General features: G+C 57.4%; 14 protein-coding genes. 3 read left to right on the plus strand and 11 right to left on the minus strand.

Annotated features, from left to right (window positions below; all coding sequences use genetic code 11):
• Positions 1–93: 93 nt before the first annotated feature.
• Together JLG71_RS00845 and JLG71_RS00850 are read right to left on the minus strand one after the other, a co-directional pair.
• A complete protein-coding gene (locus JLG71_RS00845) occupies positions 94–2,055 on the minus strand; it encodes a glycoside hydrolase family 127 protein (protein ID WP_048262721.1) in 1,962 nt (653 codons plus the stop codon).
• 10 nt (positions 2,056–2,065) lie between these two features.
• Positions 2,066–3,466: an MFS transporter gene (locus JLG71_RS00850; RefSeq protein ID WP_038422937.1), complete on the minus strand. Its 1,401-nt coding sequence runs from the start codon at positions 3,464–3,466 to the stop codon at positions 2,066–2,068.
• A gap of 252 nt (positions 3,467–3,718) precedes the next feature.
• Here JLG71_RS00850 and JLG71_RS00855 point away from each other — a divergent pair, with 252 nt between their 5' ends.
• Positions 3,719–4,534 (plus strand): helix-turn-helix domain-containing protein, encoded by an 816-nt coding sequence (locus JLG71_RS00855; RefSeq protein ID WP_032751988.1) that lies wholly within the window; start codon positions 3,719–3,721, stop codon positions 4,532–4,534.
• A 307-nt stretch (positions 4,535–4,841) separates the two neighbouring features.
• Here JLG71_RS00855 and araD read toward each other — a convergent pair whose 3' ends face one another.
• From araD to yiaK, 8 genes are all read right to left on the minus strand, one after another.
• The gene (gene araD, locus JLG71_RS00860; RefSeq protein WP_014839773.1) at positions 4,842–5,540 is read right to left on the minus strand and encodes an L-ribulose-5-phosphate 4-epimerase; all 699 of its coding nucleotides are present in this window, start codon (positions 5,538–5,540) and stop codon (positions 4,842–4,844) included.
• Complete coding sequence (locus tag JLG71_RS00865) at positions 5,534–6,394, minus strand: L-ribulose-5-phosphate 3-epimerase (protein WP_009653713.1); 861 nt, start codon at positions 6,392–6,394, stop codon at positions 5,534–5,536. The genes araD and JLG71_RS00865 overlap by 7 nt, the downstream gene beginning before the upstream one ends.
• Complete coding sequence (ulaD, locus tag JLG71_RS00870) at positions 6,387–7,049, minus strand: 3-keto-L-gulonate-6-phosphate decarboxylase UlaD (protein ID WP_032751678.1); 663 nt, start codon at positions 7,047–7,049, stop codon at positions 6,387–6,389. Before ulaD ends, JLG71_RS00865 begins: the two co-directional genes overlap by 8 nt.
• Positions 7,046–8,551 carry an FGGY-family carbohydrate kinase gene (locus JLG71_RS00875; RefSeq protein ID WP_064374922.1) on the minus strand — a complete coding sequence of 502 codons (1,506 nt, stop codon included), beginning with the start codon at positions 8,549–8,551 and terminating at the stop codon, positions 7,046–7,048. Before JLG71_RS00875 ends, ulaD begins: the two co-directional genes overlap by 4 nt.
• A gap of 77 nt (positions 8,552–8,628) precedes the next feature.
• Positions 8,629–9,948, minus strand: a complete 1,320-nt coding sequence (locus tag JLG71_RS00880) for an MFS transporter (protein WP_032692963.1) — start codon at positions 9,946–9,948, stop codon at positions 8,629–8,631.
• A 52-nt stretch (positions 9,949–10,000) separates the two neighbouring features.
• A complete protein-coding gene (locus tag JLG71_RS00885) occupies positions 10,001–10,930 on the minus strand; it encodes a DUF4862 family protein (protein ID WP_064374923.1) in 930 nt (309 codons plus the stop codon).
• A 13-nt stretch (positions 10,931–10,943) separates the two neighbouring features.
• Complete coding sequence (locus JLG71_RS00890; RefSeq protein WP_032718798.1) at positions 10,944–11,408, minus strand: YhcH/YjgK/YiaL family protein; 465 nt, start codon at positions 11,406–11,408, stop codon at positions 10,944–10,946.
• A gap of 11 nt (positions 11,409–11,419) precedes the next feature.
• Positions 11,420–12,418, minus strand: coding sequence for a 3-dehydro-L-gulonate 2-dehydrogenase (gene yiaK, locus JLG71_RS00895; RefSeq protein WP_064374924.1), 999 nt, complete (start codon positions 12,416–12,418; stop codon positions 11,420–11,422).
• 218 nt (positions 12,419–12,636) lie between these two features.
• On the opposite strand from yiaK, the gene yiaJ reads away from it, so the two are divergent.
• Complete coding sequence (gene yiaJ / locus JLG71_RS00900; protein ID WP_014839765.1) at positions 12,637–13,455, plus strand: IclR family transcriptional regulator YiaJ; 819 nt, start codon at positions 12,637–12,639, stop codon at positions 13,453–13,455.
• A 118-nt stretch (positions 13,456–13,573) separates the two neighbouring features.
• A complete protein-coding gene (locus tag JLG71_RS00905; RefSeq protein ID WP_014227212.1) occupies positions 13,574–14,062 on the plus strand; it encodes a 4Fe-4S dicluster domain-containing protein in 489 nt (162 codons plus the stop codon).
• Positions 14,063–14,212: 150 nt separating this feature from the next.
• Here the strand turns inward: JLG71_RS00905 and avtA are convergent, their stop codons facing one another.
• The gene (gene avtA, locus JLG71_RS00910; protein WP_014227211.1) at positions 14,213–15,469 is read right to left on the minus strand and encodes a valine--pyruvate transaminase; all 1,257 of its coding nucleotides are present in this window, start codon (positions 15,467–15,469) and stop codon (positions 14,213–14,215) included.
• Positions 15,470–15,515: the final 46 nt, after the last annotated feature.

Genomic DNA, 15,515 nt, shown 5'->3' on the forward strand with positions numbered 1-15,515 from the left:
CCCGGGTCGCGGCGTGAACGCCTTACCCGGGCTACGATAACGCACAAACCTTGTAGCCCCGGTAAGCGCAGCGCCACCGGGGAATGTTCACACTTACGCTTCCGTCTCGTTCACCCAGATGCGCATCTCGCCTTCGCCGCGGTTGGCCCAGCTAAACCACGGAATAAAGGTTAATACTTGTGGCTGACGGGAGGACGGCGCGCGGTCATAGTGCCATAGGGCCTGGTTTTCGGCATCTTCCGCCGTTTGCTTATAGCCCGGCGCCTGGAGAAGTATCTTGCGGGCAAAAATCCCTTTGCCTTCGACAGTGCTAAACCGGGCATCGCGCGGCAGCTGCAGGTTATGCAATTGCTCGCCGTTATCCGCCTGCTCCAGGCAATAAACCAGCGGACCGCGCTGGACGGCGACCTGGCCTGCTTGGTGGCGCACCAGCGGGTTACCGTAAATGCGGCGCACCGGCATCGGCAGGGTTAACTGTAGCGTGTCGCCCTCCTGCCAGAGATGGCTGATGTGCAGATACCCTTTGCGCACGTCCTGCGTAACCGGCGCGCCGTTGAGCGTGACCTGCGGCTTATCGCACCAGTCCGGCAGACGCAGCGCCAGGGTATGATTAACCGGTGAAGATGAATCGATGACTATCTTCACCTGTTCCTGCCACGGATAGTTGCCGCTGATGCGCAGGCGTAGCGCCTCATTGCCCACCGGGATCTCCACGCTGTTGCCGATATACAGGTTGATGTACAGGGCGTCGTCGTGCGGCGTGTAGATATAGTGCCCCAGCGAGGTGAGCACCCGTGCGATATTCGGCGGGCAGCAGGCGCAGCCGAACCAGCGCTGACGGACGGGCTTAACGTGATCGTAAATATGGTTGAATTTTAAGGATTTTGGATGCACTTCCAGCGGATTGACGTAGAAGAAGTGCTTGCCGTCGAGCGCCATTCCACCCAGCACGGTGTTATACAGCGCGCGCTCCATCACGTCGGCATATTGGCTGTCGGCTTCCATCTCCAGCATCCGGCGGGCAAACATCATCAGGCCAATGGAAGCACAGCTTTCGGCATAGACCGTGTCGTTTGGCAGGTCATAGTCGCTGCTGAAGGCCTCCCCGCTGCTCTGCGAACCGATGCCGCCGGTGATATACAGCTGACGCCGGGCCATATTTTTCCACAGGCGCAGGCAGTCCTGGCGCTTGCCCTCGTCCTGGCTTAAGCGAGCAAGATGGGCAACGCCGGTCATCAGATAGACGAAACGCACCGCGTGGCCGATGGCGACCGGCTGTTCGGAAATCGGCTGATGCGCCTGGCTGTAGGGTTTATCCATCACCATCCACGCCGGACCGTAGGTGTTCCAGTAAGAGGTTTTGTCGCGCTTCTCATATTCGATATCGTAAAAATGCGGCTGTGTTCCGCGCGCCTCAACGAAGTACTTAACCAGGGCGATATAGCGCGGCTCCTGAGTGACGTCATACAGGCGCATTAACGCCAGCTCGATTTCCGGATGGCCAGGGTAGCCGTGCAGCTGGTTATCTCCGGGGCCAAACACGCTATCGATGTGGTCGGCGAGGCGGCAGACGACATCCAGCAGACGACGTTTGCCGGTGGCCTGGAAGAAGGCGACACCCGCTTCAATCATGTGCCCGGCGCAGTACAGTTCGTGGCATTCGGCGAGGTTGGTCCAGCGCTCCTCTGGCGCTTTGACCGTGAAATATGTATTCAGATAGCCATCTTCACACTGGGCGGCCGCGACCAGTTCAATCACCTCATCGGCGGTTTTTTCCAGCCCGGGGTCCGGCTTCTGACACAGCGACCAGGCCACCGCCTCCAGCCATTTCGCCACGTCGCTGTCCTGAAAGACCATGCCGTAGAATTCACCCTCCTGTCGCCCGGCGGCGATGCGGAAGTTCTCTATCGCATGGCTCGGGTCCGCCTCCTCGATACGGTCGTTAAGCGCATCCCACTGATAAGGGATCACCACATCGCGCACCAGCTGCTGGTACTGGCCGAGGAACGGGTCGTTGATTTTCAGTTTGTGCAGATCGACTTCCATAACAGACATGGCGGACTCCTTAAGGCTGAACGTGACGCGTGCGCAGGTCGCTGGCAATGCGCGCCATCATAGAATTGTTGAGCTTGCAGGCGCGAATAGTGAAGGCCAGCAGCAGATGGAACAGGGCGGGCAGCAGGGTCTCCATGGAGGCGATACCCGCCAGTGATGATGCCGTTTGGTTTTCCACGCCCGGCTGATAGGCCACGTAGATAAACACGAGGCTGATAATGCCGGCGCTGGAGGCCCACGCCAGCTTGATAAAGAACAGGTTAAAGGCGAAGTTCATCCCGGAAGAACGCACGCCGGTTTTCCATTCGCCGTAGTCGTCGGAGAAGGCCATCAGCGAAAAGTGCAGCGGCAGGGTAAAGCCGAGAATAATGCCGTTGCCGAGGATGACGACCAGCCACAGGGTCTGGTACGCCTGCCCGGTTGGCAAAAACCACATCGCCACGGCCAGCGCGGCCAGCACCAGGTTGGTATAGTAGTAGAGTTTGACGGTATCAAAGCGGCGCGAGAGCAGGTTGATGATGACGGAGCCCGCAATCGAGGCGAAGGTTACCATGGTGAAGAATAGCGAGGTGTAGCCGGTGGAGCCGCCCAGCACGTAGGTGATGAAGTACATGTAGCCGCCGCCGCGGATATTGAAGACGTTGATGAGCAGAAATGACATCACCAGCATCAGCAGCAGCTGGTCGTTTTTACGCAGCCCGGCGATGTGCTCGCGCAGGGTAAATTTCCCCATGACATCCAGCGAGACGCGTTCGCGAACCCAGAAGAAGCAGCACAGGAACATCGCCACCGCGATGGCGCAGAGTACGCCGACGCCGTACTGATAGCCCTGTGCGGTATCGCCCTGGCCGAGCGCTTTTACCATCCACGGCAGCCCAACGGAGACTAAGAATCCCGCCACGCCGCACAGGACAAAGCGCCATGCCTGGCATGAGATAACCTCGCTATGACGCGTGGTCATCGTGTTGATCAGCGCGCAGTAGGGGACGTTTATCGCGGTGTAGCTCACTGACAGCAGCAGATAGGTGCCGAACGCCCAGGCGATTTTTACCCCCATGCTGGCGTCGGGCACGGTAAACGTCAGGACGCCGATAACGCCGATCGGCACGGCAATCCACAGCTGCCAGGGACGAAAGCGTCCCCAGCGGCTCTGGGTACGGTCGGCCAGCACGCCCATAATCGGGTCGGAAACGGCGTCGAAAACGCGCAGGGCCAGAAACAGGGTCCCGACCAGCGCGGGCGTCAGGCCGAAGACATCGGTATAGAAAAAAGTTAAAAAGTTCATGATCAGGCAGGTAATCACCGTCCCGCCCGCGTCGCCCAATCCGTAGCCTATTTTTTCCCGAAGGGATAATTTGTCGTCCTGGGCACGCTGTGCCAAATCAGTTGTGGTAATCGGAGCCGAAGTCATAAATAACTCCCGGAGATGATGTGCGAATAATATCCCGCTGAAGTGCGGGCTTTAATTGTGTTATTTGCAAATTACGTTATTTATTCTGCACTAAATGTTGGGGGCAACAAGGGAAGGAAAAAGTATAAAAAGAGGACGATTCCGACCTGATGGTAAAAATGTGATTTCGATCCAGCGGGCGGCTATTTTATCGTGAATAATCAAAGATAACAGGGGTTATTGGTGCTATTAAAAGCGGAATATTGAATGTCTATGCTTGAATTGTCCATGTCACTTCCGATTAAGGTGCAAAATGGTGGATTGTTTATTTCCCGAGGCATCGGCAGCCATCCGGCTCGTCAGCTTCACTCCTGGGAAATAATCTTTGTGGAAAAAGGAACATTAACGATCCGCGAAAACAACGAGATTTTTAGCGTCAACGCCGGGGAAAGTTTATTGCTCTGGCCGCAGCGTTTACACGTCGGAATCGGGCAATTTCCGGCAGATTTAAAATTCTACTGGCTGCATTTTGAAGTGACCTCAGGTGAAAACGTTTCGCTGCCTGAGGCGCTGCTGTCGATTCCGCAGCACACGCGCGTCAGCGAGCCGCAGTATATTATTTCGTTGTTCCGCCAATTCTTACGCGAGCAGGAAAATATTCATCGTAGCGTGGCGCTGGAGCTGATCCTGCTGCTGATTCTGCAGCAAGTTTCGGCGGCAGCGGGCGAACAGCCCGCCGACAGCCCCGGCAACGCGCTGGCGTGGAGAGCGCAGCAAATCATTCGTACCCGGTTTCATTTGCCCCTTTCCGCATCCACGCTGGCGCAGGAGCTGCACTGCAACGCCGATTATCTGGGGCGGATTTATCGCCATGTTTTCCGGCTGACCTTAACCGAAGCGCTGCACCGTCAGCGGGTGAGGGCGGCGGAAAAGCTGCTTATCAGCGATTCCCTGTCGCTCACCGAGGTGGCGATGAAATGCGGATTTAACGATGTCGGCTATTTTCGCAAGATTTTTCGTAAGCATACCAGCCTGACGCCCGCGGCGTGGAAGCGTCGTTACTGCAAGGAACATATTAATTCGGCGTAGGGTTGATGGTTTTTTCCCGCCGGGGATGCGTAGCCCGGACAGATGCGCAGCATCGCCCCCGGGAAAATTCTGCAACATCCTGCACGCTTCCCCCGAGGGCGGCGCAAAGCGCCTGCCCGGGCTACGGGACCGCAGACCGCCGGGGATGCGTAGCCCGGACAGATGCGCAGCATCACCTCCGGGAAAGTTCTGCAACATTCTGCACGCTTCCCCCGGGGGCGGCGCAAAGCGCCTGCCCGGGCTACGAGACCGCAGACCGCCGGTAGCCCGGATAAGGCGTTAGCCGCCATCCGGGAGTCCCGCGGTGTTAGTTTTGCCCGTAATAGGCATTCGCGCCGTGTTTACGCAGGTAGTGTTTATCGAGCAGTTCAGACTGCATATCCGGCAGCTGTGGCGCCAGCTGGCGCGAGAACAGGCCCATATAGGCGCACTCTTCAAGTACCACGGCGTTATGTACGGCGTCGGCCGCATCTTTACCCCAGGCAAACGGGCCGTGCGAATGGACTAATACCGCCGGGATTTGCGCCGGATCCAGACCGCGCTGTTCAAAGGTTTTGATAATCACTTCGCCGGTCTGATACTCATACTCCCCGTTAATCTCCTCAACGGTCATCGGCCGGGTGCAGGGGATGGCGCCATAAAAATAGTCGGCGTGGGTGGTGCCCCAGGCGGGGAGATCGAGACCGGCCTGCGACCAGATCGTCGCATGGCGGGAGTGGGTATGCACGATCCCGCCGATCTGCGGATAGCGACGATAAAGGGCCAGATGCGTTGGCGTATCCGAAGAGGGTTTTTTAGCGCCTTCAACGATCTTACCGCTGGCGATCTCTACGACCACCATATCGTCGGCGGTCATCACCTCATATTCGACGCCGGAGGGCTTAATGACCATCAGACGACGCGTTTCATCCACCGCGCTGACGTTGCCCCAGGTAAAGGTGACCAGCCGGTGTGCCGGGAGCGCCAGGTTTGCCGCCAGCACCTCGGCTTTCAGTTGCTCTAACATGTGAAACCTCCTTCCTGCATCCGTGATTCAATCCAGCGCCGGGCCTGGATAATCTCCAGCACCGGTTCGCTGGCCTTCTCCGTCCACATCTCAATCAGAAACGAACCGCGGTAGTTCAGCTCATGCAGCGTCTTAAAGATGCCGACAAAATCAACGCATCCTTCACCGAACGGCACGTCGCGGAACTGGCCCGGGCTATCGTCGGTCACGGGCAGCGTGTCCTTCAGGTGGATGGCGGCGATACGATCGATACCCAGTTTCAGCTCGGCGGTGACGTCGTTCCCCCAGGCGCTGAGGTTGCCGACGTCCGGATAGACGGTAAACCACGGTGACGAAAGCCTCTCGTCCCACTTTTTCCATTTGCTGATGGAGTTCATAAAGGCGGTGTCCATGATCTCCACCGCCAGCATCACCTGCGCGGCGGCGGCCTGTTCTACCGCCCAGGCCAGCCCTTCGGCAAAACGCTGCCGGGTGCCTTCATCGTGCTCTTCGTAATAGACGTCGTAACCCGCCAGCTGAATAGTACGAATCCCCAGATCGCGCGCCAGGCGGATGGCTTTAGTCATAATCTCCCGCGCCCGCTCGCGTACCGCCTCGTCGCGGCTGCCAAAGGGGAAACGGCGATGGGCGGACAGGCACATTGAGGGAATAGCGACGCCGGTTTCCAGCATCGCGCTCACCAGAGATGCCCGCTGGGCCGATGTCCACTCCAGGCGCGAAAGGCGTTCGTCGGTCTCGTCCACCGACATTTCGACAAAATCAAAACCGCAGCTTTTGGCCAGCACCAGCCGTTCAGGCCAGCTGAGATCCTTCGCCAGCGCTTTTTCATAAATACCTAACGGGTGGTTACGCATGCTGTTCTCCCCAGATAGCGTCGATTTGCGCGTGGAATTCGGCGGCAACCCGTGCCGGATGGGCAGCGCCTGCCAGCGCGCGCCCGGCAATAAACGCTTTGACGTTGATATCCTTGAACAGCGGCAGATCGGCCGGAGTAATCCCGCCGGTGATCGATAGCTCAAGGCCAATGTCGGAGAGCGCTTTCATGCGCGCCAGATCCGCGTCCCCCCACTGCTGCCCGCTGGCTTGGGCATCGCGCCCGCGATGGTAAATCGCCTGATGGACGCCGGTACGGTACCAGGCGCGGGCGTCATCCAGCGTCCAGTTGCCGAACAGCTCCATCTGAATTTCACCGCCGCAGGCCTGGGCCACGGCGTGGCCTTTCTCGACCGTAGCGAGCGGCGCGGCGCAGATGATGGTCATCCAGTTGGCGCCAGCGCCAAAGGCCTGCTGCGCCAGGGTTTCACCGGCGTCGGCGACTTTCCAGTCGGCGACGATGATCTTCTGCGGACACTGGGCGCGCAGGGCTGTAACTGCGTTAAGCCCCTCGGTCAAACAGAGGATGGTCCCCGCCTCCACGATATCAACGTGATCCTGTAGCAGGGCGACATCGCGCTGCGCAGCCTGAAGGCTGGTATGGTCCAGCGCCAGCTGCAGTAATGGTCGGCTCATAATGCGTGCTCCTTAATACGGGCGTGATAGCCCTGTAGTGCCTCAATCAAATCCTGGTAGTGGCGGTATTTGCGCTGATAGCGCGCGTGGGCGGTCATATCGGGCAGCAGCGTGCGTACCGGGTGCTGCCGGGCGCGCCGGGCTTCGCTAAAGCTGCGGTATACGCCGGTGCCGACGCGCGCCGCGAGGGCAGCGCCAAAGCAGCCGGTCTCTTCCACCTGCGGCAGTTCAACGCGTAAGCCGCTGACGTCCGCCAGCATTTGCATCCAGACGTCGGAGTGCGCCGGGCCGCCGGTGACGCGCAGGGCCTGAACGCTTGTAAAGCGTTCGCGCATACGGTTGAGATGGGTCATATGGCTGAATACCACGCCTTCATAAACCGCCTGCAGCAGGTGCGCGCGGGTATGCAGCGCCTGCATGCCGTAAAAGCCGCAGGTCATCTCCAGCCCGGCGTTGCTGCCGTAGAGAAACGGCAGAAAAAACAGCTCGCTCCCGGCTTTCGGCAAACTGGCTACGGCCTGATTGATCTCATCAAACGAGAGATCGCCCCACTGAGCGGTAAACCACTCGAGGTTGCCGGATGAGGTCGGGCTGGCTTCGTGAACGATATACTGGCCGTCATTGACGTAGCGGCCATAGACGTAAGGGTGAGCCTCATGTTCGCGCAGACCGTGAGCGATACCGCTGGTGACGGCCCAGGTCCCCATCACCGCATTGAGGGTCGACTCATCCTCAATCCCGGCGCAAAGGGCGGTGGAGACCACGTCAAACAGGCCGCCAACGACGGGAGTACCCGCCGCCAGACCGGTTAAAGCGGCTGCCTGAGCGGTGATCTCCCCGCATATTTCGGCTGACCCTATAACGGGGGGCAGCGCGCTATCCACTTCGCCGATCCCCAGCCATTGGGTCAGACACGGGTCGTACTGGCCCGTGGACATGTTGTAGAGGTTGGACTCGGAGATGTTGCTCTCCTCGCAGCCTTTCACGCCGGTTAAGCACCAGCGCAGATAGTCATGCCCCATCATCACGCAGCCAATTTGCGCGTAGCGCTGGGGGTCATTCTCTTTGACCCAGCGCAGCAGAGAAGCCGGATGCCCGGTCCATAGCGTCTGGCGGGTAACGGGATAGAGCCGTTCGGGAATTCGGTCCCGCTGCCAGCGCTGAACGATATTCAGCGCCCGACGATCGGACGAGAGGATGGCGTTACCCAGCGGCCGATCCTGCTTATCGAGGAGAAAGAGACCCTTACCCTGAGCGGAGATGCCCACGCCTTTAATCTGTTCACCGGATATCCCTGCCCGTTGTAATAGTCCGGCAATGGTTGCCGCGCAGTGTTGCCAGAGCTGATGCATGTCGCGTTCGGCGTAACCCGGCAGGGGCGACATCGTCTGTAGCGCTTGCCGCACAATGCCATGTTCATGACCTTCGGCATCATATAAACCGGCTTTCAGATACGTGCCGCCACAATCAATACCCAGCCAGAAGGCCTGTTTCTTGCTCATCTTTCGCATCTCATTCTTGCCGGGAGGACCCGGCATATTTCGCAGGCCCGGCAGGCGCAGCGCCGCCGGGCTCGATTTTACGCAGTGCGTTTATGTGGATTTATCGTCTTTACCGGCGCAGCACCGGCATCGCATTTCGCCGGCAGCAGCAGCGCCATCAGCGCGGCCAGCGCCAGGGAGATCGCCAGGCAATAAACGCCGGCGTCTTTGCTGTATAGCGTGATCAGAACCCCGACCGCATAAGGGCCACAAAATCCGCCGAGGTTGCCAAGCGCGTTGATAACCCCGCGCGCGCCGCCCGCCATTTCAGCGCTGAACAGACGTGCCGGGATGGTCCAGAACACGCCAGCCGCCGATTGCAGGAAGAATCCGCAGCCGACCAGCGCGGCATAGGAGAGCCATATTTGATTTTTCAGCGCCACCGACAGGAACATGCACAGAGCGAAGCCAATCAGCGGCAGGCAGACGAACAGCTTGCGTTTACCGGTTCGATCTGAAAGAGAAGAGAACAGGAACATCCCGGCAATGGCGCCGACGTACGGCAGAATGGCGAGCATCCCGACCTGCCCCATGCTGCTGTGGGTTAATTCTTTCAGAATGGTGGGCAGCCACAGGGTGTAGCCGTAAATGCCGGTCTGGTAGAAGAAGTTCAGGGCGATAAGCTGCCACATGGTTTTGTCGGAGAGAACGGCGCTCAGAGAGGCGTTTTTCACCTCGGTGCCGGCAATGGCCCGTTGCTCTGCGGCCAGCGTCTCGACCAGATAGTTCTGCTCTGCTTTAGAGATCCAGCGCGCTTCCTGCGGACGGTCATAGATGGTGTAGGCCCACAGAACTAAAACAACCAGCGAGAGCAAACCTTCGATAATAAACAGCCAGCGCCAGTCGAGAACCGTGATAATCCAGCCTGAGAGCGGGGCGGTGATAATCCCGGCAATCGGCACGAACATAATGACAATCGCGTTGGCGCGACCGCGTTCCGCATCAGGGAACCAGTTACTGATCATGGTGAGAACGACCGGCAGCATGCCGCCTTCCGCCACGCCTAGTAAGAAGCGCAGGGCCAGCAGCTGGTACTGATTGGTAATTAACCCCGTCAGCACGGAGATAACCGCCCAGGCGACCAGCGACCAGCCGATAAATTTCTTACCGCTGCCGTGAACGGCAATTTTCCCGCCGGGAACCTGTAAAAATAGATAACCGATAAAGAAAATACCGCCCGCCAGCCCCGCCATGGTGGCGGAAATACCTAAGTCGGCATCCATGCCGCCGGGCATGGCAAAGGCAATATTGACCCGGTCCATATAAGAAATAATACAGGTGATCAGTATTGGGGGAATAATTCTTAACCAGCGCTGGCGCGGTATATCTTTGGGTGTAGAGTTAGAGGTTATATTCATCTTTATAGTCTCGTAATATTAAAAAATATTCTGGCGATGAAGGTGGCTATTATTATTGTGCTTGTTTTAGCGCTGAGATGCCGTCGCGTAATATCGCGATGCGATGGTCAACGTTTGCGCTGGCAGTGATTTCCAGTAATTTGATACCTGAGAATTGCAGGGGATCGTCTCCTGCGCAGGCAAATAATTCACGAGCGTGGTCGGTGGTCATCAGGCTCTGCGGGCAGAAAGGCGCGAACGGCGCGTGTAAATCCTGCCATTCGCCGTACTCGCCGGTTTGCGTCGTGCCGGAAAACATCAGCGCGCCGAGCTTCCCTGCCCGTTTTGCCTGCTGCGTATGTGTGAGCGGTAGAACGGTATTCCGCCCTTCAATGGCAGAGCGCGCCCAGTTGATACAGATGCTGATGTCGTAGTCGGCAATGGCTTCCAGCACGTTTTCTAACGGCAAAAATCCTTTGCGCGGCGCGGTGCCGGTCATCGCGTCGCAGTGCTCCAGCACCAGCTCGCAGGACCAGTCCCAGCGGGTAATCTCTTTTAATGAACGGGCAAAGGCGTCGGTCGCCTGAGCCACGTTGGCATTGCCCGCCAGCGGGGCGGCGTGAAGCTCAAGGGCAATGACCTTTCCGGCGGTCTTACCATTGATTTTAGCGATCTTCTGCTGCAGGTGACGATAGTACTCCACGCAGGCTTTGCGCTGCTCTTCGTTGCTGGATGCCAGCCCAAAGCCGCCGTTTTCACCGCGGCGGCGCATGGTTTCCATGATGGCGGTAACGACAATCTGCCAGTGTCCCGGGGTATGGCGCAATAACCACTCGTCGCCGAGCGGATGAAGATGTTCAAGGCAGGGTTGCTCCAGCCCGCGAATATCCGGGGTGTCGGAGAGCTGCCGCCAGAATTCCGTCTCTTCCTCTTCACTCTTTTGGTGAAATGAGGGTGCACAGGGGTACGCACCGATAATGTAACCGGTATTATTCGAATTCATTTTGTGCTCCTTATTATAAAACTGAAATAGCGACCTTAACGACTATTTTGCGGATCGGGGTGGCTACAGTTTTATTACATCCAGGACGATGCACATCTTGCGGGAAAAATATCGCATAGTTGCCTGGCGTCATTTCAAAGAACGATTCATGTTCGCTGTCGTGATAGAAAATAATATCGCGCTGTTCTAACAACGATTCGCTGATTTGATTATTGCCGGTATCAATGGCGATACCGATTTTTTCTTCACCCCACGCCAGAAACTGGATATCCAGATAGCGACGGTGAACCTCCGGACGATTGTCAGCGGCATCGCGGGTGGTTAAGTCAATAACCTGCGCGAAGATGTTCTTGCCGTCGATTTCCACGACGCCGGGTTCCAGCGCGTGAAAATCCGTCGTGCGCAGGAAATCAAGCGCCTGTTCAATGGCCGCGGGCAGACGACACGGATTCGGTTGAGCAATATGGCCAAAAATCATGGGTGAGCTCCTTACAGCGCCTGAATTTTGGCCCATACGCTGTCATCGACGATAATACCGTTGCGGCGGTTTTCATCCAGCAGTCGGGTAAATTCATGGCCGGGCAGGCGGACCGCCACATTTTCATCGGCGCGTTCGGCGGTGGTGATGAAATCCATAATTCGCTGCAGCTTGGCGTCGCGGGTTGCGCCATCGATCAGCTTATCCACTTCTATGGCGATGAAGATCTGCGAAACGCCATATTCATCGCTGTTTTCCTGAGTCACTTCGGCAACGGAAGAGCCGTTGGAAAGCAGGGTGGCAATCATATCCAGCACGATCGACAGGCCGGAACCTTTCCAGTAGCCCATCGGCAAAATACGGCGGTTTTTCTCGATAACCCCCGGTTCTTTGGTCAAATGACCTTCATCGTCGAATCCGCCGTCCACGGGCAGCTCGCGGCCGGCAAGGCGGTTAACTTCCAGCATGCCGTAGGAGAACATCGACATCGACATATCCACCATGGTGATCGGCGTTGACGGAATGGCGACGATCAGCGGATTGGTACCGATACGGCACTCCTTAGCGCCCCATGGCGGCATAACGGCGATGGAGTTGGTCCAGCAGATGCCGATGTAGCCTTTTTCCGCCGCCTGCCAGCCATAGCTGCCGCCGCGCATCCAGTGGTTGGCGTTACGTAACGCCACCAGGCCGATACCGTGATCGGAAGCCAGTTCGATGGCCCGGTCCATCATCTTTTTCGCCGTCAGGTTGCCGATGGAGCGCTGGGCATCCCACTGTTCGATAGCGCCTAGGCTGGTCACCCGCTGCGGTTTAGCCTCGGGGATGATGTCGCCGTTGTCCAGCTGCTGGATGAAGCGAGGAAAGCGGTTCACGCCGTGAGAATAGACGCCGGATTCGGTGGTACGGGCAAACATTTCTGCGCAGGCATCGGCGGTTTCTGCGGCGATACCCCGCGTCAGCAGTACTCGATTGAATGCCTCTTTTAACTGCTCAAACGTTACTTTCATTCCTGTTTCCCTGGTCAGAGTTGATCGCTTTTTTATCTCTAAATTTCACTATGCGAAATCTGATTTCAAATATAGCGATCAATTTTTATCAGATCAACGGGCAGCGTTATTTTTAAAAATCATAAAAATCATAAAGTTGTGTTTTTTCGGTTCAGATCGTGAACTGAAACACACTTTGCGCTACCATCTGAACGCGACAAAAACGGGGAGCGGAAACGATGGGCACAAAAGAGAGCGATGTAACGCAAGACAAGGAGAGGCCTGCCGGAAGCCAGAGCCTTTTTCGTGGGTTGATGCTGATTGAGATCCTGAGTAATTATCCAAACGGATGCCCGCTGGCGCATCTGTCGGAACTGGCGGGCCTGAACAAAAGCACCGTTCATCGCTTATTGCAGGGGCTGCAATCCTGCGGCTACGTGACGCCAGCCCCGGCGGCGGGGAGCTATCGTCTGACGACAAAGTTTATCGCCGTTGGCCAAAAGGCTTTGTCGTCGCTCAATATCATCCACGTCGCGGCGCCGCATCTTGAGGCGCTCAACCTGGCCACCGGCGAGACGGTGAACTTCTCCAGCCGTGAAGATGACCACGCTATCCTGATTTATAAGCTGGAGCCGACCACCGGCATGCTGCGTACGCGCGCCTATATTGGCCAGCATATGCCGCTGTACTGCTCGGCAATGGGCAAGATTTATATGGCGTTTGGCCATCCTGACTACGTTGAGAGCTACTGGAATTCACACCAGGATATTATTCAGCCGCTGACCCGGAATACCATTACCGGCTTACCTGCGATGCATGATGAGCTGGCGCAGATCCGCGAGCGTAATATGGCGATGGACAGGGAAGAGAACGAGTTGGGCGTGTCCTGCCTGGCGGTCCCGGTTTTCGATATTCATGGACGCGTGCCTTATGCCATTTCTATCTCCTTATCAACATCGCGCCTCAAGCAGGTAGGAGAGAAGAATTTACTCAAGCCGCTGCGCGATACGGCAGAGGCGATTTCCCGCGAACTGGGCTTTTCCGTGCGGGAAGGGTAAGGCAGATGACCAAATTGTCCCGGGCATCTGAGAGAAAACGCCGCTGACTCCATTCAGGATCAAGGCGCGGAAGCGGTTTTTTCTGGCACTCTGCGTTTTTATCCCCAGTGGAGCAAGGATGAACCGGTTTATTATCGCGGATGCGCAAAAGTGCATCGGCTGTCGTACCTGTGAAGTCGCCTGCGTGGTATCCCATCAGCGGGACCAGGACTGTTCTGGCGTTTCCGCCATGCGCTTTGCGCCGCGGATCCGCGTGGTGAAAAATGACGAACTCTCGACGGCGACGCTTTGCCGCCAGTGTGAAGATGCGCCCTGCGCCAACGTCTGCCCCGAGGGCGCTATCCGCCGGGAAAATTCGGTCTGGCGCGTGGATCAGCGCCGCTGCATCGGCTGCAAAAGCTGCATGGTGGCGTGCCCCTATGGCGCGATGACGGTGATGCGGGTGGAGGAGGGCGTACAGGCGCTGAAGTGCGATTTGTGCAGCCATCGGGAAGAAGGCCCGGCCTGCGTGGCGGCATGCCCGACGCAGGCGCTGCGCTGCATGGAACCGATGGAGCTGGAGAGAATAGCCGCTGAACGTCGCCAGCGGATGGCGCTGGCGATGTAGCGATGATGCCTTCTTACGGCGTGTTCCCGGAGGCGGCGCTGGCGCGCCTTGTCCGGGCTGTCTGTCCGCAGAACGCTGGAAGTCTGTAGCCCGGCTGAGCGCAGCGCGAGCCGGGAATATATCTGGATTATTCAGGATTCTGGCGCCCGTTTACGCGTCCTGTTCACCCCATGCGCGTTCAACTTCTTCGGCGAGAATCTTCACGCCTGCTTCAATCTTCTCCGGGTCCGGCACATAGTTCATGCGCATGCACTGATGCGTGTGCGGCCACGGCTTATCCAGGCCAGGGAAGAAATAGTCGCCCGGCACCATCAGGACGCCGCGCTTTTTCAGGCGCTGGTACAGCAGCTCGGTAGAAATCGGCAGATCCTTAAACCATAGCCAGAGAAAAATCGCGCCTTCCGGTTTATGTATCAGGCAGCGATCTTCCGGCAAATAGCGGCGAATAATGGCGATAGTCTCCTGAACGCGCTGGTAGTAGAACGGCTTAATCACCGTTTCCGACAGGCGCAGAAGATCGTTGCGTTTAATCATCTCGCACATCATGGCCGGCCCCATTCCGCCGGGGGCGAGGCTGATAATGCCGTTCATATTACTGATGGCGGTGATGATTTTTTCGTTAGCGATGATAATCCCGCAGCGGCTACCCGGCAGGCCCAGCTTGGAGAGGCTCATGCACAGCACGATATTCGGATTCCACAGCGGCCTGGCGTCGCTGAAAATAATCCCCGGGAACGGAACGCCGTAGGCGTTATCAATCACCAACGGGATGCCGTGCTGGTTGGCCAGCGCATCCAGCTTGATCAGCTCATCGTCGGTGATCACGTTGCCCGTTGGGTTGGTGGGGCGGGAAACGCAGATCATTCCCGTCTCGTCCGTGACCTGCAAATGTTCGAAATCCACGTGGTATTTAAACTGGCCTTCCGGCAGCAGTTCAATGTTCGGGCGAGTGGCGACAAACAGATCTTCTTCAAGGCCGGCATCGGCGTAGCCGATGTACTCGGGCGTCAACGGAAACAGCACTTTACGGGTGGTTCCATCCGCGCGACGGCCTGCGAAGAGGTTAAACAAGTAGAAAAACGCGCTCTGACTGCCGTTTGTCAGTGCAATATTCTGTGGTTCGATCTCCCAACCCAGTTCATCACGCAGCATCTGCGCCAGCAGGGCCAGCAGCTCGCTTTTACCCTGCGGACCGTCATAATTACAAAGCGCATCAAGGGCTTTGCCGCTGTTCAGCATGTCGGCCAGCAGGCTATGGAAGTAATCATTCATTTCCGGAATCTGCGCGGGATTGCCGCCGCCCAGCATGATGGCGCCCGGGGTACGCAGGCCGTCATTGAGGTCTTCCATCAAGCGGGTGATGCCCGAATGACGGGTAAATTTGTCGCCAAAAAGTGAAAATGTCATCGCGATTAGTCTGTCGGTATTCCAGGAAAGTGGGTAACCATAACGC

Origin of the sequence: Klebsiella michiganensis, assembly GCF_015139575.1 — a bacterium.
Lineage (GTDB): Bacteria > Pseudomonadota > Gammaproteobacteria > Enterobacterales > Enterobacteriaceae > Klebsiella > Klebsiella michiganensis.

Excerpts from the sequence above, each read along its gene's own strand:
- JLG71_RS00845 (WP_048262721.1), bottom strand. The coding sequence starts at position 2,055 with ATGTCTGTTATGGAAGTCGATCTGCACAAACTGAAAATCAACGACCCG.
- JLG71_RS00850 (WP_038422937.1), bottom strand. The coding sequence starts at position 3,466 with ATGACTTCGGCTCCGATTACCACAACTGATTTGGCACAGCGTGCCCAG.
- JLG71_RS00855 (WP_032751988.1), top strand. The coding sequence starts at position 3,719 with ATGCTTGAATTGTCCATGTCACTTCCGATTAAGGTGCAAAATGGTGGA.
- araD (WP_014839773.1), bottom strand. The coding sequence starts at position 5,540 with ATGTTAGAGCAACTGAAAGCCGAGGTGCTGGCGGCAAACCTGGCGCTC.
- JLG71_RS00865 (WP_009653713.1), bottom strand. The coding sequence starts at position 6,394 with ATGCGTAACCACCCGTTAGGTATTTATGAAAAAGCGCTGGCGAAGGAT.
- ulaD (WP_032751678.1), bottom strand. The coding sequence starts at position 7,049 with ATGAGCCGACCATTACTGCAGCTGGCGCTGGACCATACCAGCCTTCAG.
- JLG71_RS00875 (WP_064374922.1), bottom strand. The coding sequence starts at position 8,551 with ATGAGCAAGAAACAGGCCTTCTGGCTGGGTATTGATTGTGGCGGCACG.
- JLG71_RS00880 (WP_032692963.1), bottom strand. The coding sequence starts at position 9,948 with ATGAATATAACCTCTAACTCTACACCCAAAGATATACCGCGCCAGCGC.
- JLG71_RS00885 (WP_064374923.1), bottom strand. The coding sequence starts at position 10,930 with ATGAATTCGAATAATACCGGTTACATTATCGGTGCGTACCCCTGTGCA.
- JLG71_RS00890 (WP_032718798.1), bottom strand. The coding sequence starts at position 11,408 with ATGATTTTTGGCCATATTGCTCAACCGAATCCGTGTCGTCTGCCCGCG.
- yiaK (WP_064374924.1), bottom strand. The coding sequence starts at position 12,418 with ATGAAAGTAACGTTTGAGCAGTTAAAAGAGGCATTCAATCGAGTACTG.
- yiaJ (WP_014839765.1), top strand. The coding sequence starts at position 12,637 with ATGGGCACAAAAGAGAGCGATGTAACGCAAGACAAGGAGAGGCCTGCC.
- JLG71_RS00905 (WP_014227212.1), top strand. The coding sequence starts at position 13,574 with ATGAACCGGTTTATTATCGCGGATGCGCAAAAGTGCATCGGCTGTCGT.
- avtA (WP_014227211.1), bottom strand. The coding sequence starts at position 15,469 with ATGACATTTTCACTTTTTGGCGACAAATTTACCCGTCATTCGGGCATC.